General features: G+C 39.7%; 31 protein-coding genes, 1 tRNA gene and 1 pseudogene. 19 read left to right on the forward strand and 14 right to left on the reverse strand.

Annotated features, from left to right (window positions below; all coding sequences use genetic code 11):
* Positions 1–76: 76 nt before the first annotated feature.
* Both ACQKL5_RS05995 and ACQKL5_RS06000 read right to left on the reverse strand, forming a co-directional pair.
* Positions 77–727, reverse strand: a complete 651-nt coding sequence (locus ACQKL5_RS05995) for a lytic transglycosylase domain-containing protein (protein ID WP_427607183.1) — start codon at positions 725–727, stop codon at positions 77–79.
* A 33-nt stretch (positions 728–760) separates the two neighbouring features.
* On the reverse strand, positions 761–1,339 hold the full coding sequence (locus ACQKL5_RS06000; RefSeq protein WP_427607185.1) for a CYTH domain-containing protein: 579 nt from the start codon (positions 1,337–1,339) through the stop codon (positions 761–763).
* A gap of 311 nt (positions 1,340–1,650) precedes the next feature.
* Between ACQKL5_RS06000 and ACQKL5_RS06005 the strand changes: the two genes are divergently transcribed.
* Genes ACQKL5_RS06005 through ACQKL5_RS06015 form a run of 3 tightly spaced genes read left to right on the forward strand, consistent with a single transcriptional unit; the run spans position 1,651 to position 4,055 of the window.
* The gene (locus ACQKL5_RS06005; protein WP_427607187.1) at positions 1,651–2,271 is read left to right on the forward strand and encodes a GTP pyrophosphokinase; all 621 of its coding nucleotides are present in this window, start codon (positions 1,651–1,653) and stop codon (positions 2,269–2,271) included.
* A 51-nt stretch (positions 2,272–2,322) separates the two neighbouring features.
* The gene (locus ACQKL5_RS06010) at positions 2,323–3,117 is read left to right on the forward strand and encodes an NAD kinase (protein WP_427607188.1); all 795 of its coding nucleotides are present in this window, start codon (positions 2,323–2,325) and stop codon (positions 3,115–3,117) included.
* A 17-nt stretch (positions 3,118–3,134) separates the two neighbouring features.
* Complete coding sequence (locus ACQKL5_RS06015) at positions 3,135–4,055, forward strand: RluA family pseudouridine synthase (protein ID WP_427607190.1); 921 nt, start codon at positions 3,135–3,137, stop codon at positions 4,053–4,055.
* Between the two features lie 47 nt (positions 4,056–4,102).
* On the opposite strand, the gene prpE is transcribed toward ACQKL5_RS06015, so the two are convergent.
* A complete protein-coding gene (gene prpE / locus ACQKL5_RS06020; RefSeq protein WP_427607192.1) occupies positions 4,103–4,846 on the reverse strand; it encodes a bis(5'-nucleosyl)-tetraphosphatase PrpE in 744 nt (247 codons plus the stop codon).
* Between the two features lie 111 nt (positions 4,847–4,957).
* Here prpE and mgtE point away from each other — a divergent pair, with 111 nt between their 5' ends.
* Entirely contained in the window at positions 4,958–6,331 is a 1,374-nt protein-coding gene (mgtE, locus tag ACQKL5_RS06025; RefSeq protein ID WP_427607194.1) for a magnesium transporter, read from the forward strand.
* A gap of 130 nt (positions 6,332–6,461) precedes the next feature.
* The gene (gene fabI / locus ACQKL5_RS06030; protein WP_427607196.1) at positions 6,462–7,235 is read left to right on the forward strand and encodes an enoyl-ACP reductase FabI; all 774 of its coding nucleotides are present in this window, start codon (positions 6,462–6,464) and stop codon (positions 7,233–7,235) included.
* 114 nt (positions 7,236–7,349) lie between these two features.
* Here the strand turns inward: fabI and ACQKL5_RS06035 are convergent, their stop codons facing one another.
* Genes ACQKL5_RS06035 through ACQKL5_RS06045 form a run of 3 tightly spaced genes read right to left on the reverse strand, consistent with a single transcriptional unit; the run spans position 7,350 to position 11,141 of the window.
* Positions 7,350–8,528, reverse strand: coding sequence for a Ger(x)C family spore germination protein (locus tag ACQKL5_RS06035; protein ID WP_427607198.1), 1,179 nt, complete (start codon positions 8,526–8,528; stop codon positions 7,350–7,352).
* Positions 8,525–10,048, reverse strand: coding sequence for a spore germination protein (locus ACQKL5_RS06040; RefSeq protein ID WP_427607200.1), 1,524 nt, complete (start codon positions 10,046–10,048; stop codon positions 8,525–8,527). Before ACQKL5_RS06040 ends, ACQKL5_RS06035 begins: the two co-directional genes overlap by 4 nt.
* Positions 10,008–11,141 carry a GerAB/ArcD/ProY family transporter gene (locus ACQKL5_RS06045; RefSeq protein WP_427607202.1) on the reverse strand — a complete coding sequence of 378 codons (1,134 nt, stop codon included), beginning with the start codon at positions 11,139–11,141 and terminating at the stop codon, positions 10,008–10,010. The genes ACQKL5_RS06040 and ACQKL5_RS06045 overlap by 41 nt, the downstream gene beginning before the upstream one ends.
* Before the next feature lie 217 nt (positions 11,142–11,358).
* Here ACQKL5_RS06045 and ACQKL5_RS06050 point away from each other — a divergent pair, with 217 nt between their 5' ends.
* The 10 genes from ACQKL5_RS06050 (at position 11,359) to ACQKL5_RS06095 (ending at position 15,965) form a co-directional block, all read left to right on the forward strand.
* Positions 11,359–11,673 carry a hypothetical protein gene (locus ACQKL5_RS06050; RefSeq protein ID WP_427607204.1) on the forward strand — a complete coding sequence of 105 codons (315 nt, stop codon included), beginning with the start codon at positions 11,359–11,361 and terminating at the stop codon, positions 11,671–11,673.
* Positions 11,674–11,684: 11 nt separating this feature from the next.
* Complete coding sequence (locus tag ACQKL5_RS06055; RefSeq protein ID WP_427607206.1) at positions 11,685–12,278, forward strand: hypothetical protein; 594 nt, start codon at positions 11,685–11,687, stop codon at positions 12,276–12,278.
* 18 nt (positions 12,279–12,296) lie between these two features.
* On the forward strand, positions 12,297–12,662 hold the full coding sequence (locus ACQKL5_RS06060) for a DUF1360 domain-containing protein (RefSeq protein WP_427607208.1): 366 nt from the start codon (positions 12,297–12,299) through the stop codon (positions 12,660–12,662).
* A gap of 61 nt (positions 12,663–12,723) precedes the next feature.
* Complete coding sequence (locus ACQKL5_RS06065; RefSeq protein WP_427607209.1) at positions 12,724–12,849, forward strand: hypothetical protein; 126 nt, start codon at positions 12,724–12,726, stop codon at positions 12,847–12,849.
* A 113-nt stretch (positions 12,850–12,962) separates the two neighbouring features.
* Entirely contained in the window at positions 12,963–13,460 is a 498-nt protein-coding gene (locus ACQKL5_RS06070) for a YhcN/YlaJ family sporulation lipoprotein (protein WP_427607211.1), read from the forward strand.
* A 19-nt stretch (positions 13,461–13,479) separates the two neighbouring features.
* Positions 13,480–13,950: a stage V sporulation protein AC gene (spoVAC, locus tag ACQKL5_RS06075; RefSeq protein WP_427607213.1), complete on the forward strand. Its 471-nt coding sequence runs from the start codon at positions 13,480–13,482 to the stop codon at positions 13,948–13,950.
* 3 nt (positions 13,951–13,953) lie between these two features.
* Entirely contained in the window at positions 13,954–14,979 is a 1,026-nt protein-coding gene (spoVAD, locus tag ACQKL5_RS06080; RefSeq protein WP_427607215.1) for a stage V sporulation protein AD, read from the forward strand.
* Positions 14,980–14,996: 17 nt separating this feature from the next.
* Entirely contained in the window at positions 14,997–15,353 is a 357-nt protein-coding gene (gene spoVAE / locus ACQKL5_RS06085; RefSeq protein WP_427607217.1) for a stage V sporulation protein AE, read from the forward strand.
* 105 nt (positions 15,354–15,458) lie between these two features.
* Positions 15,459–15,611 (forward strand): YjcZ family sporulation protein, encoded by a 153-nt coding sequence (locus tag ACQKL5_RS06090; protein ID WP_402964436.1) that lies wholly within the window; start codon positions 15,459–15,461, stop codon positions 15,609–15,611.
* A 99-nt stretch (positions 15,612–15,710) separates the two neighbouring features.
* Positions 15,711–15,965: a stage VI sporulation protein F gene (locus ACQKL5_RS06095; protein ID WP_427607219.1), complete on the forward strand. Its 255-nt coding sequence runs from the start codon at positions 15,711–15,713 to the stop codon at positions 15,963–15,965.
* 54 nt (positions 15,966–16,019) lie between these two features.
* On the opposite strand, the gene ACQKL5_RS06100 is transcribed toward ACQKL5_RS06095, so the two are convergent.
* Positions 16,020–18,293: an ATP-dependent helicase gene (locus ACQKL5_RS06100; protein ID WP_427607221.1), complete on the reverse strand. Its 2,274-nt coding sequence runs from the start codon at positions 18,291–18,293 to the stop codon at positions 16,020–16,022.
* A gap of 150 nt (positions 18,294–18,443) precedes the next feature.
* On the opposite strand from ACQKL5_RS06100, the gene ACQKL5_RS06105 reads away from it, so the two are divergent.
* Positions 18,444–18,740 (forward strand): hypothetical protein, encoded by a 297-nt coding sequence (locus ACQKL5_RS06105; protein ID WP_427607223.1) that lies wholly within the window; start codon positions 18,444–18,446, stop codon positions 18,738–18,740.
* Between the two features lie 53 nt (positions 18,741–18,793).
* On the opposite strand, the gene ACQKL5_RS06110 is transcribed toward ACQKL5_RS06105, so the two are convergent.
* From ACQKL5_RS06110 to ACQKL5_RS06130, 5 genes are all read right to left on the reverse strand, one after another.
* The gene (locus ACQKL5_RS06110) at positions 18,794–19,282 is read right to left on the reverse strand and encodes a spore coat protein (protein ID WP_427607225.1); all 489 of its coding nucleotides are present in this window, start codon (positions 19,280–19,282) and stop codon (positions 18,794–18,796) included.
* Between the two features lie 240 nt (positions 19,283–19,522).
* Positions 19,523–19,783: a hypothetical protein gene (locus ACQKL5_RS06115; protein ID WP_427607227.1), complete on the reverse strand. Its 261-nt coding sequence runs from the start codon at positions 19,781–19,783 to the stop codon at positions 19,523–19,525.
* A gap of 148 nt (positions 19,784–19,931) precedes the next feature.
* Positions 19,932–20,360, reverse strand: coding sequence for a GNAT family N-acetyltransferase (locus ACQKL5_RS06120; protein WP_427607229.1), 429 nt, complete (start codon positions 20,358–20,360; stop codon positions 19,932–19,934).
* 4 nt (positions 20,361–20,364) lie between these two features.
* Positions 20,365–20,880 (reverse strand): YjcG family protein, encoded by a 516-nt coding sequence (locus tag ACQKL5_RS06125; protein WP_427607231.1) that lies wholly within the window; start codon positions 20,878–20,880, stop codon positions 20,365–20,367.
* Between the two features lie 80 nt (positions 20,881–20,960).
* Positions 20,961–21,683, reverse strand: coding sequence for an alpha/beta hydrolase (locus ACQKL5_RS06130; RefSeq protein ID WP_427607233.1), 723 nt, complete (start codon positions 21,681–21,683; stop codon positions 20,961–20,963).
* Between the two features lie 174 nt (positions 21,684–21,857).
* Between ACQKL5_RS06130 and ACQKL5_RS06135 the strand changes: the two genes are divergently transcribed.
* Positions 21,858–22,415 (forward strand): phosphatidylglycerophosphatase A family protein, encoded by a 558-nt coding sequence (locus tag ACQKL5_RS06135; protein ID WP_427607235.1) that lies wholly within the window; start codon positions 21,858–21,860, stop codon positions 22,413–22,415.
* A gap of 31 nt (positions 22,416–22,446) precedes the next feature.
* Here the strand turns inward: ACQKL5_RS06135 and ACQKL5_RS06140 are convergent, their stop codons facing one another.
* Positions 22,447–22,668: a hypothetical protein gene (locus ACQKL5_RS06140; protein ID WP_427607237.1), complete on the reverse strand. Its 222-nt coding sequence runs from the start codon at positions 22,666–22,668 to the stop codon at positions 22,447–22,449.
* Positions 22,669–22,881: 213 nt separating this feature from the next.
* On the opposite strand from ACQKL5_RS06140, the gene ACQKL5_RS06145 reads away from it, so the two are divergent.
* Positions 22,882–22,953: transfer RNA gene (locus tag ACQKL5_RS06145), tRNA-Val, on the forward strand.
* A 311-nt stretch (positions 22,954–23,264) separates the two neighbouring features.
* Here ACQKL5_RS06145 and ACQKL5_RS06150 read toward each other — a convergent pair.
* Positions 23,265–23,435, reverse strand: a pseudogene (locus ACQKL5_RS06150) (tyrosine-type recombinase/integrase); the annotation flags it as partial.
* A 237-nt stretch (positions 23,436–23,672) separates the two neighbouring features.
* On the opposite strand from ACQKL5_RS06150, the gene ACQKL5_RS06155 reads away from it, so the two are divergent.
* A complete protein-coding gene (locus ACQKL5_RS06155) occupies positions 23,673–24,536 on the forward strand; it encodes an alpha/beta fold hydrolase (RefSeq protein ID WP_427607238.1) in 864 nt (287 codons plus the stop codon).
* The last annotated feature ends 86 nt before the right edge of the window (positions 24,537–24,622 follow it).

A 24,622-nucleotide genomic window follows, 5' to 3' on the forward strand; every position in this document is an offset into this window, starting at 1 on the left:
CGTATGGAGGGAATGAGAAGGATTCTGAGCTCACAAAAAAAAGCCGACCCACTTGATTCGGGGGTCGGCTTGGGGTTTAGCTCATATAGCTCTTAAACACTTTTTGAACATAATTCTGCGTTTCTGAAAAAGGTGGAATGCCGTTATATTTATCGACATTACCAGGTCCGGCATTATAAGCGGCCAAAGCCATTTCAATGTCTCCGTTATACCGGGAGAGCATTTGGCTTAGGTATTTACTGCCGCCCATGATGTTTTGCTTGGGATCGGTTATATCATCCACTCCGAGGCTTCTTGCGGTAGCGGGCATTAACTGCATGAGTCCTGCTGCACCAGCATAGCTTGTGGCGGAAGGGTTGAAGTTAGATTCCTGTTTAATCACGGATTTAATCAGTTTTTCCGGAAGGTTATATAAGCTAGCAGCCTCGCTGATCATATCATCAAAACTCGTGACAGTTTCGCTTGTCGGTTTGGTACTGATAGCGGTTACCGACGGATTGAGTGAAGTTAAAGCGTTGGATTGAAGAATGGACTGTGCCTTGGTTTCGACGGTGGACAGAAGGGATCCCAATGATTGCGACGTATTTTCAAGAGTATCGCTCGACATGAGTCCTGTCAGCATCTCTTGGAACATGGACCGCGATGAAGTTGTATTGGTGATATTGCCAGTCGAGAATTGCTGTATGGCTTGCAAATCCATTAATGTCCTAAAGTCTTGAATTTTCACGTTGTTCCACCTCCATATATGATTTGGGCGGAATTACTCACTGAATTTTGCCCGATAGAATCTCTTTACTTTATTTTCGGTTTCTCGTACCGGAATTTGAAGCGATTCCAGTAGTTTTAGAAACTTTTTTTGTCCGTCTTCTAAATGGGTAACTTCATATTCGAGCTCATAATCTTCTTGGCCCATATATGAGCTATGATCTAAAACAAGCAAACCACCTTGAAACGGGAATTCCGAACGGTCCGTTTTTAACGTGCCGAAACAGGTGAAATCTTCTGGATGCAAATCGCTTTCCATGATTAGATCGCGGACAGGTCCTTTAGGGAAGGTTCCCTCTTTTAAAAAGGCGTGGGCCATTTCCATTGAAATAGTCTGATTGGTTTCCAATAGGCCCTCGCTAGCCGGTTGTTTTAAAGTTAATTCGTGCTGCCCATTTTTTTCTCGAATTCGGAGGGCAGAGTTTTGACTTTTTAAACTGAAATTAGCTGTATCGAAATAATGATTTTGCTGAGTATGGAAGGTGGATGGGGCAATTTGAAAGTGATCCATCAGTTGGTTGAATTCTATTTCATTCAACAGATTTTTAAATTCAATCTCGATATGTTGATTCATGGATTATCCCTCTTTAGCAATTATTTTATATTAATCATATAAGAACCATTTCGACTGTCAAATCGAATTCAATAATTTTTCATTATCGTACTCGATTATTTAGGAATCAATTGCCGAATATGATAAAATATAAACATTGAGCACGATAGATTGATTCAGTTTATGACTACAAAAAAATTATACATATTAAATAAATACTCCTGGGGAGAAGCAGTTGTCAGGACTGCTTGGAGGATCTTATAAGAAGATTCGAATCGTCCTGCCCATACCAGAGTTGAACAGGCGTTTCGAAAGAAGTGGGTGGTGTGGCAATGGAGAGTTGGGACGATTTTTTAGCGCCTTATATACAGGCCGTTGAAGAATTAAAGGTTAAATTAAAGGGTTTAAGGAAACAGTTTGAAAGAGAAAACATTCATTCTCCAATAGAATTCGTAACGGGCAGGGTGAAGCCAATCGACAGCATTTTGGATAAAGCAAGTCAGAAGGACATACCCATCGATCAGTTGGGGGCTGAGATACAGGATATCGCAGGCCTTCGGATGATGTGTCAGTTCGTCGATGATATTGCACAGGTTGTTGATCTCTTGAGGAACCGCAATGATTTCGAGATTGTTGAGGAGAGAAATTACATCTCTCATAAAAAAGCAAGTGGTTACCGTTCATATCATGTTGTAATTCGGTATCCCGTCCAGACCATTCATGGCGAGAAAAATATATTAGCCGAGATTCAAATCAGGACCTTGGCGATGAACTTTTGGGCGACGATTGAACACTCATTAAATTATAAATATAAAGGGGCTTTCCCCGAAGATATACAATTAAGATTGAAACGTGCTGCTGAGGCTGCGTTCCTGCTTGATGCAGAAATGTCGCAAATCCGAACTGAAATTCAGGAGGCACAGCGTCTTTTTTCAAGAAAAAAGGATTCATGAATTCTTTAAGGGTAAAGAATGAAGAAATCAATAAGAGTTAGGTGGTATTGTATGAAATTTGCGATTACTTCAAAGGGAGATGCAAAATCCAATACGTTAATGCAAAGGATGAGAACGTATCTCCAAGACTTTCAATTGGAATATGATGAAGACCAGCCGGATATTGTCATTTCAGTCGGCGGTGACGGTACACTGTTATATGCTTTTCACCGTTATAAGAACCGGCTCGATAAGACCGCCTTTGTCGGTGTGCATACCGGACACCTTGGATTTTATGCGGATTGGACCCCAGATGAAATTGAGAAATTAGTGATAGCTTTAGCAAAAACTCCTTTTCAAGTTGTCGAATATCCACTGCTGGAAACGATTGTTCGCTATCAGCATGGAGGGCGGGAAGCGAGATTTTTGTCCTTGAATGAATCAACAGTCAAAAGTGTTGAAGGCACGTTAGTCATGGATGTGGAAATACGCGGACAGCACTTTGAAACATTCCGTGGGGATGGACTATGCATTGCTACCCCTTCAGGAAGCACCGCTTATAATAAAGCTCTTGGGGGGGCAATTGTCCATCCTTCGATTGATGCCATCCAGATTACGGAATTGGCGTCGATTAATAATCGGGTATTTAGGACGGTTGGCTCGCCACTTTTGCTGCCTGGACATCATACTTGTATGTTCCGGCCTGTCAATGACGTCAATTTCCAAATTACGATTGACCATTTAACTCTCCTTCAAGAAGATGTAAAGTCCATTCAATGTCGTGTAGCGGATGAAAAGATCCGTTTCGCAAGATTTCGTCCGTTTCCTTTCTGGAAAAGGGTTCATGATTCATTCATTGCCAATTAAGGAGCTTATATTACGACATGTATAATCAAAAATTTTCTTTATCTTGGTCGGTTTCTGAAGAGGATTCTGGTTCTTTATTACGAGAGTTCCTCAGTAAATACGATATCTCAAAGCGGGCGTTAACGGATATTAAATTTAAAGGCGGGTACATCCTGGTCAATGGTCTTGAGGTGACAGTGAGGGAACGAATAAAAATGGGTGATAGCATCACGGTCATTTTTCCACCTGAACAAGGTAGTGAAGGGCTTTTGCCTGAAGATATTCCCCTTCAGATCCGTTATGAAGACGATTTTGTATTAGTCGTAGTTAAGCCTCATTCGATGAACACCATTCCCTCACGTGAACATCCGAATGGCAGTCTGGCCAATGCGTTGGCAGGATATTATAAGAAGATGAATATACAGGCGACGATCCATATCGTGACAAGGCTTGATCGCGACACATCGGGATTGGTCTTGGTTGCCAAGCATAGACATATTCATCATCTTTTAAGTGAACAGCAAAAATTGGGTCAAGTGAAACGACGCTATCAAGCTGTGGCTGAAGGACAAGTTGGTTGTTCAGGAAAAGTAGAGGTGCCAATCGGTCGGAAATCGACAAGTATAATTGAACGTGAAGTGCGGGATGACGGTCGTTATGCTTGCACTCTTTTTGACGTACGAGCCCGAACTAAAGATTACACGGTCCTTAATCTGGAACTTTTAACTGGCAGGACCCATCAAATCAGGGTGCATATGGCATATATCGGACACCCGCTTGCAGGGGATGATCTGTATGGGGGACACCGAGATAGGATTGATCGTCAGGCTCTCCATTGTTATGAATTGAAATTTCTACATCCCTTTACTAAAAAGACGATGAATTTCCAGGAAGGGTTACCACTGGATATGGCGGTTCTGTTAGAAGGGAAAACGAGTGAAACGGTATTTTGCGAATAAGAGAATGAAACCAATAAAAACTCACCCAAACCGGCGAGTTTTTTTGGTTAGTCAAAAGAAGTCCTGAACTTCTCGGCTATAAAAGATAATGAAGAGGGAACGCTTTGTAATTCCAATTCCGGGTACCGAAGAGCAGTAAGCTTACCACCAAAGACACAACCAGTATCTATGTTGTATGTATGATTGACGCATCTTGCTTCAAGGACGGGTGTATGACCGTATACAATCCATGCATTTCCTTTGTAGGATTGGGCCCAGTCCCTTCTGACCGGTGAGCCGTCTGGATGCTTGGCTCCATTGATATCTCCATAGAGGACAAAGGTTTTCACCTTACTCCCATATTGACCGATAAGGTCGTTACGAATGCCTGCATGGGCAATAATTAAACGGCCTTCATCGATTAATTGATAAAGTGGGGATTGTTCATATAACTCCATGAATTGTTTACGGACTTTCTTCTGTTCCCGGCTACTCAAAGCTTGATACTCAGCTACAGTCGTCTCAAGTCCGTGGGATATCTGCACCTTGTTTCCTGAAAAATACCGATACAGTTTATTACAGTGATTCCCTGGTGCATAAAGAGCAATCTTTTTCATGATCACCAATTCATAGACGACTTCAATGACATGGAGAGACTCAGGACCACGGTCAGTCAAATCACCTACGAATCCTAGAATTCTTCCATGGGGGTGGATTGGTATTCCGCTATCCCAGCTATAACCCATTTGCATCGTCAATTTCTTGAACTCAGTGAAGCAACCGTGAATGTCCCCGATGATATCAATCTTCATATTTCACGTCCTTTGTTTGTTTTATTAATATTTATGGTATTAGTATAGTATTATTTCAAAAAATAATATATTAAGTACAAAATAAAAAAATATGTTAGAGGAGGTGTATCCATGGAAGAAATGCAGGATAGAGAAACCAATAAACAGAATAAAGAGCTGTTGGTTAAAGCTCTAGAAAAAGAAGACATAGATCAATTCCGTACAGAGTTCCTTGATATGCATCCATATGATCAGGCCCAATTTTATACGGGCTTAAAGGATGAGTACCGCCCTATTGTGTATCGTTTTTTATCACCGGAAGAAATGGCGGATCTTTTTGAGAACATTGAAATAGATGAAGAAGAATATGAAAACCTGCTAGCTGAAATGAATCCTTCCTATGCAGCCGATATGCTATCCCATATGTACGCAGATGATGCGGCTGACGTTTTGAATGAGATAAACGATGAACAAGCCGTCAGTTATTTGACGATTATGGATAACGATGCAGCCAGTGAGATTCAAGAACTTCTTCATTATGAAGAGTCGACTGCCGGAAGCATCATGACGACTGAATTCATTGCTATCGAGGCTAGTGAAACGGCGCGTTCTGCCATGCAGATATTAAAAAGGGAAGCACCGCAAGCGGAGACAATTTATTATGTGTTTGTGACGGATCAAGATAAAAAGTTACTGGGTGTTTTGTCACTCCGGACTTTAATCATTGCAGATGAAAGTGCCCTTATTGGTGATTTGATGGATGAAAGGGTGGTTTCCGTCCCTGTTTCCGAGGATCAAGAAGAGGTGGCCCGTAAAATAAGGGACTATAATTTTCTCGCCGTACCGGTTGTCGATTTCCAAAACCGTTTATTGGGAATCATTACGGTAGATGATATTATTGATGTCATGGACGAAGAAGCATCGGATGATTACTCTAAATTAGCGGGTGTATCCGATCTTGACCATGTTGATAAGAGTGCTTTTTCAGCTGCGAAAAAACGGTTGCCATGGTTGGTTATCCTTCTATTTCTCGGGTTATTGACTGCTAGCCTTATTGGGCGTTTTGAAGAGACACTGAGCCAGAAAGCGATACTAGCCGTGTTTATCCCTTTGATTGGGGGGATGGCGGGGAATACAGGGACACAAGCTCTTGCGGTAGCCATAAGAGGAATTGCGACCGGTGACTTGGAAGAGGAAAGTAAATGGAAACTGATAATCCGGGAAGCAGGGACCGGCTTCATTACAGGATTGACATGTGGGATCGTAATTACGGCCATTGTTTTCTTCTGGAAGCACGATTTCATGTTAGGGCTATTGGTGGGAATTTCCATTTTCATCACATTGATTGTTGCGACACTAGCGGGATCATTGGTTCCGCTGTTTATGCACAAAATGAAAATCGACCCAGCCGTGGCGTCGGGTCCTTTCATTACAACCATCAACGATATAATCAGTATTCTCATTTATTTCGGGTTAGCCACATTATTGATGGGCTATTTATTGTAAGCGAAGGAGAAAGACTTTCGCTTACTTCCTTCTAAAATGAGAAAACGGTATTTTTCTATCCTGATATTTGGTATACTAAAATTAGTATCAGGTACTAATAACTTGTATCAAACTAGGAGGTCACATAAGCATGACTTTTTCATTAGAAGGAAAAACGTTTGTCATTATGGGTGTTGCCAATAAAAGAAGTATTGCTTGGGGAGTTGCCCGTTCCTTACATAAAGCAGGGGCCAAGCTTATTTTTACATATGGGAAAGAACGTACAGAGAAAAGTGTCAAGGAGTTGTCTTCCACTTTGGAAGGGGAACCCGCCATCATCCTGCAATGCGATGTAACGAAGGACGAAGATATTGAGAAATGCTTTGCAGACATTAAAGAAAAAGTAGGCGTTATTCATGGTGTGGCACATTGTGTGGCGTTTGCCAATAAGGAAGAACTTGATGGTGATTTCGTCAATACAAGCCGTGAAGGGTTCTTGCTTGCTCACAACATTAGTTCATTCTCATTAACTGCTGTAGCTAAAGCGGCGAAGGAAATCATGCCAGAAGGAGGAAGCATTGTCACAATGACCTACCTTGGCGGTGAGAGGGTCATGCCGAACTATAATGTCATGGGTGTGGCTAAAGCATCGCTTGAAGCGAATGTACGTTACTTATCCAGTGATCTAGGCAAGGATAACATTCGCGTCAATGCGATATCCGCTGGCCCGATTCGTACGCTATCAGCCAAAGGTGTACGTGACTTCAATACGATTTTGAAGAAGATTGAGGAAGAAGCACCGCTCCGCCGTACAACAACGCCCGAGGAAGTCGGAGACACTGCAGTTTTCTTATTCAGTGATATGTCACGCGGAATCACTGGTGAAAATATTCATGTGGATTCAGGGTATCATGTGATTGGATGACGAAAAAGGGCGGTCAAACAGATGATTACATCTATTGACCCCCCATTAACCAGAATGCCTTTTAAGGAATTCTGGTTTTTTATTTGCTTTTATTTGCAACATGGATAACATTTATTAATCTTTATGCCCCTTATCTTCTTGGTGCTCAAAGATTGGTGTCAATTTATCCTTTCCGGTATTTTGAAGTTTCACTTCGATTTGGATGGATTTAATCGTGTCATCCTCTAACGGAATTTCTCCATTCTTTTGAATTTCCTTCCACTTTTTAATGTCTTTTCGATAGAGGGTTTCGGAAAGCCTGAATAGATCGACTTTCTTGCCTTTTGCGAATTTATAGGTTTCTCTGATTTCCTTTTTGAGAATGCGTTTTAGTTCTCTTTCATACTCTTGAGGGGTGGAATCCACTTTCATCGTTTCAATACTCGATTTAAGTTTCATTTTTATATGAAAGCGTACCTTTCCATCTTTCTCTATAACAGGTATCATTTTAACCTTTTTTTCATAAACGATAACAGAAGTATCCTGCCTTGTTCCTGGGTAAAGTTTAACACTATCACGGACAAAGTTCTTATTTACCAATCTTGCGCCTTTCATCGCACGTGTAGGAAAAATGGTTTTAATCTTATTCTCTGAAATGACAGCAATGCTATCCAACAGTAAATCTTTCTTTTTTTCTTTCTGGCCGCTCCATTGTTCTGTCACCTTCAATCGGGGAATGGAGACAAAATAGGCGGGTTCGTCCAAATCAATGATAAGTTCCCTCAAATCGATGGGGGGGATAAAAGAGCTTTGCTTATAGTTCCCCACGGGGTCACTTAATTTAGAAAAAGCCAGAGAAATATTTTCAATGGGGGAAACCAGCATAGCTTCTTTAATGGATCCCTTCGTCATATAGAAGTAAATGCGATACCGAGTTTCACGATAACGGTCAATGAAATCCACTGTCTTATTGAAACCTCCTGCATTAATGGCTTCATCAGAAAAAATGACAAAAGATAGATGACCCCAATAAATGCGGCGATCTGATGTATGATATAAATCGAAAATGGCTTCTTCCAGTGTATTCCCGGTTCCGGTTCCAACATCACTTGCATTCTGGGAGGTCGGGTCGCCCCCGGCCTCAGTTTTAGCCAACCCTTGCAAGTTGATGATTTGAAGGTGAACGATGACTTTGCCATCTTTATAATCGATTCCCATTCCATGTGCATAAACGAGCCGCTCGGGCTCATTGGAATCCCAACACCCAGATAGAAAGAGGAAAAGCACTAGAACTGGGATGAACTTGTACTTCATTTTTTTTCATCATCGCCTTTCCCTGTAGAATCTTTAGGAGCAATGATGGTTGGCCTTCTTTTGTCTAGAGAGGGGGGGACCCTTAAAAGAGTTTTAAAGATATTGGCTGGGCTCAAGTTAGCGGTCACTTCCAGGTATGGCACCCCCAAAATCCGTATATTACTCACGTAAGCACATAAAAATAGAGCGAGTAGGAAAAACGCGAACAGCCCTAAAAAGGACGCCGAAGCAATCGAGATAAGACGGATCAAACTGATGACTCCTATAATGGATTGGTTAACAAGCGTGAAGGTGGCTACGGCTGAGCCTGCAATCACGACCAGCATGGCCGGGCTGGTTAGACCAGAACGTATGGCTGCGTCCCCGATAATCAAGGCGCCCAACACACTTAAAGTCGGTCCAATCGAACTTGGGAGGCGCATACCGGCCTCTTTGAATATCTCAAACACAATGACCATGATTAAAGCCTCCAAGGCTGTGGGAAGCGGCAATCCCCGCCTGGATTCAACGACAGTGGCAAGAAGGATCAAGGGAAGCTGGTCTTGATGGAACGTAGTTAGGGCAACCCAAAATCCTGGTAAAAGCGCAGCGATAAAGATTCCGAAGATACGCAGTCCCCTTTCAAAGGAAGCGTAGGTCGACGTATATTCGTTATCTTCCGAGGTCTTTAAAATAATGAAAAGGTTAATAGGGGTGATCATGGTGTACGCAACCCCATCAATGAGCAATAATATTCTCCCTTTTAACAGGCACTGTACCGCAAAATCAGGCTTCCCTGAATAGTGATGCCTCGGAAAAAGGATAGCGGGTTTTTCTTCTATCAATTCCATAAATTGATTGCCACTATAGATTCCATCTACATCAAGAGATTCGATATTCTTGGAAAGCTGATTGACCATATCGGGGTCTGAAATATCCTCCATGTATAAAAGGGCTATTTTGGTCCGCGTACGTCTACCGACTTCAAAGTGCTTCACACTTAAGGAATTGGTCCGCATCCGCTTTCGTATCAAAGCAACATTGATGGATAAGTCTTCAATGAAATTATCTCGTGGTCCTTTAATGGTGACTTCTGCCGAAGTTTCCTCGGGACTGCGTTGTGGCCGATTGGAAATATTTGAAGATAATAATCGGTTGGTACCTAAGACATGGATGATTAATTTTCCCGAGTAAATGTCGGCGAATAACTGTTCCTTCGTATTTAGCTCCGTTAGTTGAGGGAGGTGAAGGCAAGACTTTAAGTCCTCAACGGTAATTTTCCCCTTTGGGAATTTCTTAAAAAAAAGAGTTAATCTCTCGAATACGAGGTTATTCAATAATTCATTATCAATTAGCCCCTCACAACCAATCAATGTGACTTTTAAAGGTACATCGTCGCGATAGAAAGTAGATTGAAAAAAAACATCCTCAGAATTACGGAAAACCTCTTTCAAGTATTCTTCATCTGTACGAAGTGGTTCGTGGGTAACCGAGACTTGGTTAGTCGGATTGGACGGTTGCTTCTTCTTTTTGTTGAACATCTGATGTGGTCCTCCTTTTTCTTCGGTTTTTGAAAAAAATGAACAGGCTCAGTAGAATGGATACCGTAAAAAAATAATAGAAAGTTCCAGGCATGACAAAGGTTTTAATGATGAAGTATAGATTGATATCACTGATCCTATATAAATTGGAAATGATTAATATCAGGGAAAAAATGAGAAGTAGAATCGTTTTATTCCGTTTCTTTTTAATGGAAAGTACTTCAAGCGCCAGAAACAGTAAAAAGGAAACCCTTACAAAAGCACCTGTTAACCATTGATAAATGGACAGGAAGTCAACATGCTCAATGAAGCGCCCTAAGGTGACTAACCCCCATTGCTCGAATGCGGGGTATTTTTGCCTGGCAGCTTCCTTCGGTCCAAACTCAGTAATTGATCCAATGAGAGGTCCTAGTATGAGTAATGTAAGTATCAGAGCATTGAAGGCAAAAACCTTGAATCTTAACGGACCATGAATTTTTTGTTGCATAAACAAAAGGACGATCATTTCTATAAGACCGGATAAAGGATAGATAATGCCGGAAAAAACAGGCTTCCACCCATGTTCAAGAACAGGTCTTAATAGCGAATAATCTTTAAATTGAATGTTCGTGAACGCTACAAATAATCCGAACACAATGACTGCTGTTAAAACGAAGGTATTGACGATGGCGATTGTCTGTATGTTTGTATTTGCTAGAAAAAAGCATAATCCCGTGAATAGGATGATCTCAATAATTGGCGGGGTAATCGGCAAGTAGGATACTTTTGTCCATACCACCATCTCTTTTAATGAGACTGCCGCCAATATGACGAATAGAGAGCTTAGAGAGATGGAGAAGACCTTCCCGGGAATCTTGCCCACGTTCATTTCGACCCATTTGGAAATGTTCTCATGGGCAGTGGCTTTATGAATATAGTACAAAAGCACACACCAACCCAAGATGAGGAAAAAGGAAATGAGAACAGTAATCCAGCCATCCCTCTTAGCGGCCGGTAATAAATGAGGAAGGATCGTTACATGATTTTTTAAACCGACTGCCGTCATGATGATCAAAGATAATTGCACGGTAGATATTTTTCCGTTTTTTCTCATCTGCATATACTCCTTTACCTATCAATATTCGTTTAGTTATCTCCATTTCATCCCTTATTATCCAATGGCAAATCATTATCCTATTTTTTAAGAACGATATAGCACAAGCATAAAAAAAAACGTATTTCATATAAATGATACATAGAGCGGATATTGAAATAGTGGCAGAAACCTCTGTGGAATCGATTGGTTAAATGATTGAAAGGGGAGAGGAATTATGGACGTTAAAAAACTGCGTCTTTCTTATACCGATGGGATACAAACCAAACAAACCACTCCAGTCGAGGATTTAAACCATATCTGCAAAAGTGGAAGCAGCTTTTACAGTACAAAGGAAAAGGTTGAGTTATTGGGGCGTCTGCCTGCCTTTGCTCCAAAACCGGTTTGTAAATTCATCATTGATGGCCAGACTCTTTTCGGGAAGTTGGAGCATAAACAAGAAACCAATCTGTTTATCAGGCATAAATTTGGTAAAAAGGTCGTCAAATATCATATAGAGCAGCTTCAGTCCGTGGATATCCTGAAGTATTAAGGAGGATTTGCATGTCAGATAATATAAATGATAAAAAATCAAAACCTCTATTATATGTTGACCAGGTGGAAGTGAAGGCACAAAGAGGGAATATGCAAAGTGATTACCGTACGAAAAAAAGAAAAAATGCGGAATCAAAAAAAACTGAGTTGATGGAAGATAACCAAAAGGTCGAACCGACAGAAAAGACGGAGAAGATTGAAAAAATTAAACATGAATTTGGTGTATACGATGCGATGAAAGAAATAGAATCGGAAATAAGCGAAATAAAAAAACTCACGAATCAATATTCACCAGAACAAGCCCCCGTAGAACATTCCGAAGAACATTTCGAAGAACCTCCCGAGCTTCCTGCACAGGAGAAGAAAAAAATAAAAAAGAAAAAAAAGGTGGAAAAAGTTTCGACAAGTGAAATCATTACGCGTCTTTCCCATATTAAAGGGTATCCAAAGCCTGTTTGCGAGGCAGTCATACATGGTGAAACGGTCAGGTTTCAAGTGATGGGAATGAGGGGGGAATCAGTAAAAATCAAAAGGGGAAACCATATTCGCTTTGTCAGGTTGCCGGATATCCTAAATGTTAAAATTATCGAAGATTCCAATTAGTGAAGGAGCAGAATACACATGTTTCTCTCGCAGTCTGAGTTTACAATCGTACTTCTCTTAGGTTTAGCTTCATTCAGGCTGACCCGATTAATCGTTTTTGATAAAATAACCGAGCCTTTACGCCGGCCTTTTTATAAAGAAATAGAAGAAAAGAATGAAGAAGGAATCTCGGAAATCTATTTAGTTCCACAAGAAAAAGGACTGCGTGGCTGGGTAGGACAATTGCTAAGTTGTTTTTGGTGTGTGGGTGTTTGGTCGAGTCTTTTTTTGGTCGTTCTATATCTAGAACATGTATTCATTGGGGAAGTGCTGATCCTAATCCTTGCCGTAGCGGCTGTTGGGTCCATAATCGAGGTAATAATCAGTAAAATTATGGATATTTGACGGAGTACAACTTGTCTTTTTTATCATATAGTAAGGTATAGATGGTAAAGGAGGGTCACATATGAATAACAAACAGAACCCATGGCAGTATGCTGTTAAACCAATTAAGAAAGACCAGCCGATTAAAATTAAGAAAGACTGTGGCTGCAATAAAAGTAACAAAATTAAAAATAATAGAGCTTATTAAGTAAAGAAACCTTTCCAATCTGGAAAGGTTTTTTTATTTCCTAATCCTACCATTCATAAAAATAGGATAAAACAAGAAGATAATAGTAGACCGTTAAATTAGGATGTGATTCTATGTTCAGAAAACGAAGAATTATACATGTAAGCTGCATGGCTTTTTTAACCGCTTTGTTGTTATTAACAGGCTGCAGTAGTAAAGAAGATGGGAAAACTGAAGGATTAGCTTTAATTAAGCGGACGAATCCTGAACCGATGGACATCATCCATGGGGAAGACCAAGAAGATGAGAGAGGTGTCATTTCAAAAGTCAAGGAGATGGTGAGTTCAGAAGATGCCATTTACGATGTGATTGTGGTGAAAAATGGAAAGAAAATCATCGTAGCTTATAAAGTTAAGCATCTACAGCGCTTTCATATGAAGAAAATCGATAAAAACGTAACAAAAAAATTGGAAGATAAGTATCCAAAGTATACATTCATCATTTCCAGCGATTATAAAATCTTTCTCGAATCAGTAAGATTGAACGAACTGCTTAAAGAAAAAGATGTACCAGAAAAAAAGGCGAAAAAGAAGTTCAAGGAAATAGTGGAGCTTCATAAAGAACTAATTTAAGAAGGTGAGGTCAAAGATTATGAGCGGCAAGGAAAAGACGACCCCTCAACAGGATGAATATCAACAACTTCAAGAAAAGCATGAAATAAAAAGACCTGTCTTTACAAATTGTCTAAAAGCTTTTTTTGTAGGCGGCATTTTCTGTGCAGTGGGACAAGCCATTTCTTATTTCTATATCTACTTCTTTAATTTTACGGAACAGACAGTGGGAAGTCCTACTACTGCAACTATGGTGTTTCTTGCCCTTTTAATGACGGGCTTCGGATTTTACGACCGAATCGGACAGTTTGCAGGAGCTGGAAGTGCCGTACCTGTTACAGGTTTTGGAAACGCCGTCATCTCAGCAGCCATTGAGCACCGTACTGAGGGATTTGTCCTCGGCGTTGGAGCCAATATGTTTAAATTGGCAGGATCCGTCATTCTATTTGGTGTATTTTCCGCTTTTGTCGTGGCTTTAATCAAAACGATTTTACAGACGATAGGAGGATGACCAATGTTAAAGGGTAAGCAAACGTGGACGTTCGCTAATAAACCTATCATCTTGGGTACGGGGGTAACAGGCGGACCTTTTGAAGCGAACGGCGACATTCCCGGTGACTTTGATATCCTGTATAGCGATTTATGGATGGAGCAGGATTCGTATGAGAAAGCTCATCGTCATCTGTTGGAAAAAGCAATGGAAATTGCATTGGAAAAAGGGAAAATAAAAAAGGAAGATGTACAATTTCTCTTGGCAGGCGATTTAATTAACCAACTTACCCCCACCAGCTTAGCTGCCAGAAGCAATGGGATACCGTACTTTGGTCTGTTTGGTGCCTGCTCTACCTCTATGGAGGGGCTTGCACTGGCTGCTTTCATCACAAATTATGGCGGAGCAGACTATATTCTGACGGGTGCTTCGAGCCATAATGCCGCTGTCGAGAAGCAATTCCGTTATCCGACGGAGTATGGGGGACAAAAACCTCCTACTGCTCAATGGACGATTACGGGTGCTGGAGTGGCCTTGGTGACTCCAAGTGGTACAAGGCAGGAGGCATACCCTCATATCGTTTCCGCCACCATTGGGAAGGTCATTGATATGGGGTTAAAGGATCCTTTCAATATGGGTGGAGCCATGGCTCCAGCTGCAGTAGATACTATTTTATCTCATCTTGAGGATACGGGGCTAACTCCTGATGATTACGATTTAATCGTCACCGGAGACTTAGGAAAGATAGGAAGGTCGACGGCCTTGGATTTGTTGGCGGCAAAAGGATGTAGGATCAACCAGGAAAAATTCAAGGATTGCGGACTGATAGTATTTAAAGAGGATCAGCCTGTTTTAGCAGGCGGCAGTGGTGCTGGATGCTCCGCCGTAGTGTTATATGGGCATTTGTTAAATGAGATGAGTCAGGGGAAATATAAACGAATTCTGATGGTTGCGACAGGGGCATTATTATCACCGTTGACTGTTCAGCAAAAAGAAACCATTCCATGCATTGCTCATGCGGTGGCCATTGAGTATGGGACGAATGCTTGAAAAAAGGAGAGATATAGATGTTAGCAATGTTTTTTTGGGCCTTTGTCATCGGTGGCTTAATTTGTGTCATCGGTCAGCTCTTATTCGATGTGGCTAAGCTGACACCAGCACATACTTTAAGCTTATTTGTAGTCATAGGAGCCGTATTGGGCGGGTTTGAATTGTATGAACCACTTGTAGACTTTGCAGGTGCTGGAGCGACCATTCCTATTGTTTCCTTTGGGAATTCCCTTGTGAACGGGGCGATGTTAGAAGCTGAAAAGCATGGAATTGTGGGCGTCCTTACAGGCATGTTTGAAATCACAAGTTCGGGGATATCAGCAGCAATCATCTTTGGATTTATCGGGGCTTTGGTCTTCAGGCCGAAAGGATAAACCATTGATAATAAATAGGCATGACGATTAGGGCATGGCCTATACATATTGTCCCACCCTACATATATTATCAGTGAGCTCAATATGATAGCGAGGTGATAGTGTATGTTTGGTTATGGTGGCTACGGATGTGGCGGTTGTAATGAAGGCTATGGATATGGCGGGGGCGGATACAGTGGCGGCGGTTATGGCTCCACGTTCGTCTTGATCGTTGTATTATTTATCCTTTTAGTTATCGTAGGTGCTTCTTTCTGTTAGAAGTAAAAAAGGGAAAGGCTTAAGCCTTTCTTTTTTTTGGTCCGTGCACAAATCCCTGATTAACCCATAAGATAGATACAGAAAAGGAGGGGCTTATGCATGGATAATAATTTGTTTAAAAACATAGAAGGAAAAACGGGAGTAAACATGAAAGATGTAATGGAATTGGCAAACTCACTACAGGGTGCCAATTTTAAAGATGAAGCGACTGTAAGGAATGTAATTAAACGGGTTTCTCAAATCGCTAATAAACCAGTCAATAAGGAAACGGAAGACAAAATCGTACATTCTATCGTTGCAGAGGGAAACAAACTGGATTTCGGGACAATTTCCAATATGATAAATAAAAAATAGCAAGAAAAACAGGAGCCTAAAGTAAAATGCAGGCTCCTGTTTTCTTGGGCATCTCTAAAAATTCAAGAACCGTGACGGATGGGCGGTCCGTCCACGTCTCGTTTGCGGTATAGAGAGATAAAGATTCTTTTTGGCCCGGGTCGCGGCCACATAAAGTAATCTCCTTTCCTCTTCAAGTGGGCCAAGTTCACCCTTGCGGTATGAATCCAAGGCAAAATCATGAGGGATGCTGCCATCAACAGCGGCCAGGACATAAACGGACTGATATTCCAGTCCCTTAGAACGGTGAATCGTCGTAAGCTGTATGGCATCTTTAAAGTGCTTGGACAGTTGTTTTACTTCCTGAACCATGGCAGTCATATGATCGACATGGTCCAGGAAGGCAGCGACGGTTGGAAACCGATTTGCGGCCACCTTCAAATCACGAATATCATCCGAACCCTTTTCAAGATTTGCTTCATTTCCCCGTTTTTTTACATACTCCTGATAGCCCAAGTCCTTCTCGATGATTTCTATGGCTACAAGTGGAGACATGGTTTTAATTGAGCGGATTTGCGCAGGTATCGCTTTTAACTTTCGTTCTTGAAAGGCATGTCCTGTTTTCACAAAGGCAAATGCGTCAATGAAATCACAATCTTGCAGAATGGTTTGGGCTTTTAATTCCTGTAAAACTCCCTGCCTTAAAAATAAGGAAGAAAGGACGTCAGAAGCCGCCTTGCTATCCTGAGGGTGGAGGCTTAACCGCATGAAAGCAAGCATGCCCTGGATGACCCGCCGTTGATAAAAGGAATCGGCATCCTTTTCAATCACGAAGGGCAGATTAGAGGAAGCTAACCTTTCAAAAATGGCACGCGACATCGTATGCGTTCTATAAAGGATGGCAAAATCACCAGGGTTGGCACCTTTGGAAATCTTTTCTTGAATGTCGGTTACGATCATTGTTGCTTCGAGCTCTTCATCATGCGGATAGAATAAAACAGCTGGATTTCCCTGATTATGCTGGGCCCGCATCGTTTTATCCATCCTATGCTGATTTCGTTTTATCAATTTGTTTGCCGTAGCAACAATTTCATGGGAAGAACGGTAATTTTCGGTCAACTTCACGATTTGGGAACCAGGGAAATCGTGGTTGAAATTCAGAATGTATTTTGGATCACTTCCACGGAATGAATAGATGGCTTGGTCGTCATCGCCAACGGCACAAACATTTTTTGTTTCCGCTGAAAGGAGTTTTATCAACTCATATTGAACTTTATTAATATCCTGGAACTCGTCCACTAAAAAATAGCGGAACCGTTGCTGATATTTTAGTAACAATTCAGGATGGCTTTTTAAAAAAACATAACAACCCACTAGCATGTCATCGAAATCGTATTTGCTTGTTTGTTCTTTATAGGCTTCATATTTTTTATATAAGAATAGGCAGGATTTCTCCCAATCATCATTCGGTTTGACATCATCAGGAAAAATCAAGGAGTTTTTCCAAAGTCCGATCTGCTGAAGTGCCTGATCATAGGCAAATTCCTTTTCATCAAGCTCCAATTCCCGACCGGCTTGTTTCAATATTTTTTCTTTTTCCCAATTCCACTTTAACAAGAATTCCCTTTGCCATTTTGCGGGTTCATGAAAGATCAGGATTTTATAAAAGATGCTGTGGAAAGTACCACTAACAATTTGAGAGACGAGGGAAGGGGTCATATAAGGATAGCTTATTAGGCGTTTTTGCATTTCCTTGGCAGATTTGGCTGTAAAGGTTACAAGCATAATGCTTTTAGGATTAATTTTTTCGACAGTTATCATATAGGCAGTCCGTACCGTCAACACTCTAGTCTTACCGCTTCCTGCCCCGGATAAAACAAGAACGGGTCCTTCAATCGTTTTTGCCGCCTTTAACTGTTCATCATCCAGTATGACCCCACTAGAAAATAGTTCCTGAAAGTAGGGGTCCTTTTGTTCAGTGCTGATGGATGTTTTCTTTAAAAAGGGAGGATTACCTGTAATGGTCCTACTTTTTAGAAATGGTTCGATGACTGGCTTTGTTTCTGTAATCGTTCGTGATTTAGGTATCTTGAATCCGTTTTGTTCCATGTATTCTAAAGGTTTCGTTTCATTTTTTTGTGTAAAACTTGGCATTTCACAAGCAGTTCGTGAAGGGTCACTGTGATAAAAATAAGGTGTTTCATGAATTCCAATGAATAATTTCACGGGTTTATCACATATGACACAAGAAAGCTGATCACGTTTTCCTTTTTCAAAAAGTGTCTGCAGCTCACTAGCCGAAACAGTAAGTAGATGTACGATTTCATTTCCTGATTTAGCTTGTTTCATATAAATGGATACCTCAAATCTATTAAAAATATCGGCAATCTCCATTTTACCAGAGAAATAGAAAAAAAGAATATCAAATAAATGTTTCAAATTATTCTGGACGGGGTAAGTGAAAGCAAGAGAATCTTTTAACGTGAGGAGGGTTAATAAATGGGATACATAGCGCCAATAACACAATTCGAATATATTCAGTACGCTAACCGGACAATTGAAGCGGAGAGGAAACCAAGAATCGTTGATGGAACGACACCCATTCAGCTAATTCGTTTTGATCAAGTACTAGAAGACGAAACGAAAAGGTCCGAAAAATTTGACCAATTCACGAACATGAACCAGGATGTGTCTTCAGGAACAGGTAGGTATAAGAATCATTTAATAATGAAGGCTCACGAAGAAATCCAGGTGGAAATGACAGGTAAGGGTGGATATGTAAACGAAATGGCTTGAATTTCACATAAAAATACAAAAGGACACGAAGAGTGTCCTTTTTGTGTTTTCTTTTAAAGAATGTCGATTTCAACAATTAGGGCTAGTAGCAATTGTAGTAAAAGTTGAATGTTAAGAGCGATTTGAGCATCAGTTGTTGTCACATCAATATCACGGCTGTTTTCTACAATTGTTTTTTGGCGAGTAATTTGTTTTACATTAGAAGATTGGATTAACTCTTGGGTAATCCGATCAGCGTTATCGGCATCTGCAATGGAAATGCTGACAATTACTGCGATTGCAGCTTGGAGGGCCGCTTGTAAAGAAAGTGCAGCTTTAACATCTGTAGAAGTGACATTTACATTACAAGAATCTTTAATGTAAATGAGTTCTTCAGAAAGCTGGATTTGTGAATTATCCTGTTGTGCCTCTTGGTCGGCCTGTGTGTCTTCATTATTGCAAAATCCAGTTAATGGATGGTTGGAATTAGAATCTAGGGCTGACCATGATCTGTCAGAGCCTTCGTGTGTATTACAATTGCTACGATATACATTTTGGTTCATGTCATTTTTCCTCCTTAGGATATATACTCCCTATTAAAATATGCTTAGATGATAAATCTGGTTGGACGAATAAATCATTTCAATCGTTTATTTTTTTGTGAGTAAGGAAAATTTTAAGTTTTGTGAAAGTAACTTTTTACGAAGCTAATATGTTAGGGATGAATTGTAAGAGCTGCTAAGTCCTGTTTTATTTGTCCTATCTTATCGACAAGTAAGGTTTTTAGATGAAGAACAATGAAATTATTGTTCTTTGGAATCTTTATACTTAGTTTGATAGGAATTCGTGACTGGGTTGACATCATGTTCGGTGATTTTTTTATCTTGATTAATGAGAATTTGAGACTGTTCTTGTAAATAGCGAACGGTCTCTTTAAGGTTGTTTCTCTCTTTTTCTGTCAAATCGACCTTATCTTTTTTAAAACCATGTTTCCTCATAGTCCGTGAAACAAGTAATTCCATTAGCCTTTTTTGAGATTCCTCCAAGTTAAATTCATTACTCATGAAATTTTCCCTCCTTCTTACTTTCTATATATAGACTATGTTCATTTGCAGAGATTGACATAGCACGGAACTTTTTTTTTATAATAAATGAATAGGTGAAAAAAAAACGCTGTTCCCTTGGCAAAAACTAAGGGAACAGCGTTTCTTATTATGAAATCTTTTTTATCATTGTCTTATGTGCAATGCCAGCATCCATAAATTCCTCGGAAATGATCTCATAACCTAACTTTGAGTAAAAGGGGATGGCATGCAATTGAGCATCTAGCTTCAGTTGAGTGATGTTTTGTGAACCTGCATATTGTTCAATGGCATTCATGACCATGGCACCTGCCCCGGTCTTGCGGGCCTTTGGAAGTACGCAAATGCGTTGAACCTTACCAATGCCATTTATGATCCGAAATCTACCTGCACCGACAGGGTGGTCTTCATCGTTATATAAAACGAAATGAATGGAATCTTCTTCATATTGATCAATCTCTTCTTCAAGTGGGACATGTTGTTCTTCTACAAAAACTTTTTTTCTAATGGTATAAGCATACTCACGTTCTTGATCGTTCTCGACAATTTTTACAAACACGAAATTACTCAGCTCCTAAACGAAATGTTTCATATACGGTCCACGTACCATCTTCCAGTTGATATAATAAATGAATCCTTTTGACTTCCTCTTCATGGCTTACATCCAGCATGCTCAATTGGCCTAAGACATCAGAATGTTCATTATCAGATAAATCTTGAGCAATCGTTATATGTGGAATAAAAGCTTGTTCCGAGTCAGTTTTCAAAAACCTTTCATCATGAAGGACTTCATGTAACCCTTCAAGTTCCTTGGACATCTCTACCTTAAAATAAATGGTGTTACTGACGGGTTGGAAAGATTTCGCTTTCGTCACATTCAAGGTGAAAGGCTGGAACTTCCGTGCAATGTCTTCTAATCGTTCTGCAATTGCGGTAATTTCCGTTTCAGTCGCTTCAAACGGTTGTTTAAGTGTTAGATGTGGCGGAATAAAAGCGTACTTCGTATCATACCGTTTTCGGTAGGAGTTAGCTAAATCTTGAAGTTTTTTTGAAGGGAAAATTGCAACACCATATTTCATATTGTGACCTCCTAGAATTATGATTTAATCTTTAGAATATTTAGGTTGAGGATCTTGTCCTTATAGCCTATTGAAATACCTTAGAACATTTCTAAAAGGGCTCTTTTTAAATCTGCCTGCCAAAACTTCCAAGTATGATTCCCTTTAAATTCCTCATAGAAACAAGTAAACCCTTTTTGATTAAGTAAATTATGCAATTCACGATTGGGCTCTATGAAGTTTTCCCGATTCCCGTCTGTTGTGGGAACGTCGGTCTCTTCGGTTCCAATCACATGATAAAGTTCAAGTAGATGAGGCTCCTCAAAAGTACGGACGGCATCCATAACAACTTCATTGGCAAGTGGAGACTGCATGATGCACTTCCCAAATGTATGAGGGTATTTAAGTGCGGTCAGTAAAGAAACAGTACCGCCAAGCGAATCCCCTATCAATGCCCGGCCATGTCCCATTTGATAGGTTGGAAATTCCTCATCTAAAAACGGAACAAGTTCGTGGGCTAGGAAACGTATGTAGGCGTCGTGTTGTTCTCCATCAGGATGATATTTCCTTCTGCGGTCAAACCGATCTTTATAAGGGATACCAACGATGATAACATTCTCAATTTCTTCGTTTCCTAATAGTTCATCCGTTACACGACCAATTCTGCCCATTTGGAAGTAATCGCGACCATCTTGAGCAATGACAAGCGTATATTTATAAAGTGGTGAAAAATTAGCCGGTAAATATACAAGTAGCTCTAATTCCTCAGATAATGCTTCACTTCTAAACTTATATTCTTTTATCGTGCCTTTGCGTAAACTCATTTCCCGCACCTCAATATTGAAAATTAACTTACTTAGTTATTTTAGCATAGCCACGATCCTTTTTCCCCTATGAAGGATAGGGAAAAGTAAATTTTTGTTTTATTTTCTAAATATTAAAAATATAAGGTGGTATAATGTAAAGATATAAAAATAGTAAAAGGGGAGGCAGATAAAATGGCAGATGCACGCGTCCATAGCAGAGAGGTTACAAGAGCGGCTAAGCAAACATTAATAGACCGGGGTGTCAGTGTGGAAGCTATTGCGGATATTGTCTATGAATTGCAATTCCCATACAAGGCTGATTTGAAATTGGAGGAATGCATTAAAAGTGTCGAGCGGGTGCTTCTAAAAAGAGAAATTCAGCATGCTATATTAGTCGGTGTTGAACTGGATAAACTGGCAGAACAAAAGAAGCTATCGGAACCGTTACAGTCCATTGTTGAATCTGATGAAGGCCTGTTTGGTGTGGATGAAACGATTGCATTTGGTGCGGTACTGGGTTACGGTAGCATCGCCGTCACAACTTTTGGTCATTTGGATAAAAATAAAATCGGTGTCATTCATGAATTAGATAAGAAGCAAGAGGGAGTGGTGCATACCTTCCTTGATGATATTGTTGCAAGCATAGCCGCAAGTGCCGCATCAAGATTGGCTCACCGTCTAAGAGATGATGAAGAGTCTTTAACGGAACAAGAAAAGGATATCCAGGAAGAAGAGGAGCTAATCGGATAATCTTGAACCTGAAGCGAGTCAGGAGTTAAAATTAACCTGACTTCCCGTACCTGGACTTAATAAGGCGGGCAGAAAGAATATTATCCATTTTAAATGTTCGTTTTGTCCGCCGCAGGAAACAAAAGGCACGAATATAACCAGGGTATAATTCAAGTACTTCAATTCTTCGCTGTGTGATCTTCCCGCTTTCCGAAAGGTAAATGATTTCCATAGGAATTTCTTCGTCCATATGCTTTTGAATGATATAGTTCATTCCGTTGACCTCCATTCCATTTTTTCTTGTTTATATTATATGCGAACGTTTGTTTGTTATGCAAGAAATAAACGAACGTTTGTTCTTTATTTATATTTTTTGGTTCGATAAAAGAGAAAGAAAAACTTTTTCAAAATAATTCGTTGACTTTTGATGAAAAAAACTTATAATAAATTATGTACTTAAGTAATAGAGCAAGCCCATTTTACATACGACTTGTTAGCTCAGTGGGAGAGCACTTCCTTGACAGGGAAGGGGTCGTGGGTTCGAATCCCTCACAGGTCATCAGAACGGTGGAAGCATTGTAGAGACAATGTTTTTGCCGTTTTTTTGTTGTGTTTAAGGAGTTTTATGGGATTAAAAAAGTATAAAAACTATCTGGCGGTCAAGATTTGGTCAATTACTGTTTTTTTATTTATTTTTGTCTTTTGTAACTAGTGTAATATGAAATGGCTTCACGTCTAATCCAAGAATTTAAATGCCACTAAGATTTATCCATATTTAATTGGATATGGTCTTAGTGGCTTTTTTCTTGTATTTTTAGGTATTTACCTATGGAATGATTGAATCGACTCTTTTTTATATCTAATGCTTCGTTAAAACGTTTTACCGAATTTAATTGCTGTGTCTTTTTGCATACTTGGTAGTAGACTGTATGTATCTAGTGTAATTCTTACATCAGCGTGTCCAAGTCGTTCTGAAACTATTTTAGGTTTTACACCTTGCAATAATAATAAGGTGGCATGTGTATGACGCATATCATGGAATCTTAGGTAGTTGTGCTTTTTTTATTATTGCTTTAATGAACGACGAATGTTGTTTTTATTGCTTGGTGTTCCAGTTTCAGTACATACCACTAAATCAAAGTCTTTGTCTTGATCTTCACACATTTCTAATTTCTCTATATAAACTAGTTTTTTATGTTTTAACAATTGGGAAATGGTTTCTTTGGGTAAACCATCATTGGAAATTCATACATTTGGAGAAGGGGAGCGGAAGAGTGTATGATTATAAAAAAATTAAATTCAAATAAGTATGGTAATATGCAATATCGAATTTGGGGAGAAAAAGATAAACCAAACCTAGTGATGTTCCATGGCCTTGGTAGTACAAGTGAATCTTGGATAGAATTAGCAGAGCAATTATCGAATTACTTTTACGTAGTTGCAGTAGACTTACCAGCTCATGGTCAAACAACTCCGTTAAGAGAGTATACAATTGAAAACTTTAATAAATGGACAAATTTTTTTCTGAAATCAATATTTAATAATCAAAAATTGTATGTAATCGCACATTCAATAGGATGCGATTTATTTTTAAACTATCAGAGTAATTTTGCTTCAAAAAGTTTTATTTCACAAATGATTCTACTTGATGGTGGATATTTATCTGAAGAGTTAGATTTTAACACTCCTTTAGAGGATGTAAATATGAATGCCGAAAGTTATCTAGAAACATATCAATTTAATGACTGGGACGAATTTTTATATTCTGAAAAACAAGATTACAGAAGATGGAACTCAAAAATAGAACAGTTTTCTATCAATAAGATGGTATCTAAAGATGGCAAGATAAAGTTGAAGATGGGAATAAAGGATGTTAAAGGCTACGCCGAAACTTTTTATCGTCATCCAGGCTTTAAAAATCTTAACAAAACTGATGTTAACACAAGCCTTTTAATTAGTACGCTACCAGTTGAAGCTAATGAAATTAGAAGAAAAGCTGTAGCACGTATTCATAATCCTAAAGTGAAAAGCTTTTTCCTAGAGGATACGACGCATGATATGTATATAGATAGACCTAGCGAATGCTTAAGGACGATTAAAAAGCAATTACTTAAATCTGAAGTGAATAAAACATTCTTATAATTTAATAAGTTAATAAAAATTGAAAATTTATATAATAGTTACATAGTTATTTCTTCAATGTTTTTCTGTTTTTTTGTTATTAGCAG

It is taken from the genome of Peribacillus sp. NPDC097675, from assembly GCF_050277655.1.
Lineage (GTDB): Bacteria > Bacillota > Bacilli > Bacillales > DSM-1321 > Peribacillus.

Excerpts from the sequence above, each read along its gene's own strand:
- ACQKL5_RS06155 (WP_427607238.1), top strand. The coding sequence starts at position 23,673 with ATGATTATAAAAAAATTAAATTCAAATAAGTATGGTAATATGCAATAT.
- ACQKL5_RS06060 (WP_427607208.1), top strand. The coding sequence starts at position 12,297 with ATGTTTCTCTCGCAGTCTGAGTTTACAATCGTACTTCTCTTAGGTTTA.
- ACQKL5_RS06105 (WP_427607223.1), top strand. The coding sequence starts at position 18,444 with ATGGGATACATAGCGCCAATAACACAATTCGAATATATTCAGTACGCT.
- ACQKL5_RS06015 (WP_427607190.1), top strand. The coding sequence starts at position 3,135 with ATGTATAATCAAAAATTTTCTTTATCTTGGTCGGTTTCTGAAGAGGAT.
- ACQKL5_RS06000 (WP_427607185.1), bottom strand. The coding sequence starts at position 1,339 with ATGAATCAACATATCGAGATTGAATTTAAAAATCTGTTGAATGAAATA.
- ACQKL5_RS06130 (WP_427607233.1), bottom strand. The coding sequence starts at position 21,683 with ATGAGTTTACGCAAAGGCACGATAAAAGAATATAAGTTTAGAAGTGAA.
- ACQKL5_RS06135 (WP_427607235.1), top strand. The coding sequence starts at position 21,858 with ATGGCAGATGCACGCGTCCATAGCAGAGAGGTTACAAGAGCGGCTAAG.
- ACQKL5_RS06045 (WP_427607202.1), bottom strand. The coding sequence starts at position 11,141 with ATGAGAAAAAACGGAAAAATATCTACCGTGCAATTATCTTTGATCATC.
- spoVAD (WP_427607215.1), top strand. The coding sequence starts at position 13,954 with ATGTTAAAGGGTAAGCAAACGTGGACGTTCGCTAATAAACCTATCATC.
- ACQKL5_RS06070 (WP_427607211.1), top strand. The coding sequence starts at position 12,963 with ATGTTCAGAAAACGAAGAATTATACATGTAAGCTGCATGGCTTTTTTA.
- ACQKL5_RS06140 (WP_427607237.1), bottom strand. The coding sequence starts at position 22,668 with ATGAACTATATCATTCAAAAGCATATGGACGAAGAAATTCCTATGGAA.
- spoVAC (WP_427607213.1), top strand. The coding sequence starts at position 13,480 with ATGAGCGGCAAGGAAAAGACGACCCCTCAACAGGATGAATATCAACAA.
- ACQKL5_RS06065 (WP_427607209.1), top strand. The coding sequence starts at position 12,724 with ATGAATAACAAACAGAACCCATGGCAGTATGCTGTTAAACCAATTAAG.
- ACQKL5_RS06040 (WP_427607200.1), bottom strand. The coding sequence starts at position 10,048 with ATGTTCAACAAAAAGAAGAAGCAACCGTCCAATCCGACTAACCAAGTC.
- ACQKL5_RS06125 (WP_427607231.1), bottom strand. The coding sequence starts at position 20,880 with ATGAAATATGGTGTTGCAATTTTCCCTTCAAAAAAACTTCAAGATTTA.
- mgtE (WP_427607194.1), top strand. The coding sequence starts at position 4,958 with ATGGAAGAAATGCAGGATAGAGAAACCAATAAACAGAATAAAGAGCTG.
- ACQKL5_RS06010 (WP_427607188.1), top strand. The coding sequence starts at position 2,323 with ATGAAATTTGCGATTACTTCAAAGGGAGATGCAAAATCCAATACGTTA.
- ACQKL5_RS06055 (WP_427607206.1), top strand. The coding sequence starts at position 11,685 with ATGTCAGATAATATAAATGATAAAAAATCAAAACCTCTATTATATGTT.
- ACQKL5_RS06090 (WP_402964436.1), top strand. The coding sequence starts at position 15,459 with ATGTTTGGTTATGGTGGCTACGGATGTGGCGGTTGTAATGAAGGCTAT.
- prpE (WP_427607192.1), bottom strand. The coding sequence starts at position 4,846 with ATGAAGATTGATATCATCGGGGACATTCACGGTTGCTTCACTGAGTTC.
- ACQKL5_RS06050 (WP_427607204.1), top strand. The coding sequence starts at position 11,359 with ATGGACGTTAAAAAACTGCGTCTTTCTTATACCGATGGGATACAAACC.
- ACQKL5_RS06115 (WP_427607227.1), bottom strand. The coding sequence starts at position 19,783 with ATGAGTAATGAATTTAACTTGGAGGAATCTCAAAAAAGGCTAATGGAA.
- ACQKL5_RS06035 (WP_427607198.1), bottom strand. The coding sequence starts at position 8,528 with ATGAAGTACAAGTTCATCCCAGTTCTAGTGCTTTTCCTCTTTCTATCT.
- ACQKL5_RS06110 (WP_427607225.1), bottom strand. The coding sequence starts at position 19,282 with ATGAACCAAAATGTATATCGTAGCAATTGTAATACACACGAAGGCTCT.
- fabI (WP_427607196.1), top strand. The coding sequence starts at position 6,462 with ATGACTTTTTCATTAGAAGGAAAAACGTTTGTCATTATGGGTGTTGCC.
- spoVAE (WP_427607217.1), top strand. The coding sequence starts at position 14,997 with ATGTTAGCAATGTTTTTTTGGGCCTTTGTCATCGGTGGCTTAATTTGT.
- ACQKL5_RS06095 (WP_427607219.1), top strand. The coding sequence starts at position 15,711 with ATGGATAATAATTTGTTTAAAAACATAGAAGGAAAAACGGGAGTAAAC.
- ACQKL5_RS06100 (WP_427607221.1), bottom strand. The coding sequence starts at position 18,293 with ATGAAACAAGCTAAATCAGGAAATGAAATCGTACATCTACTTACTGTT.
- ACQKL5_RS06005 (WP_427607187.1), top strand. The coding sequence starts at position 1,651 with ATGGAGAGTTGGGACGATTTTTTAGCGCCTTATATACAGGCCGTTGAA.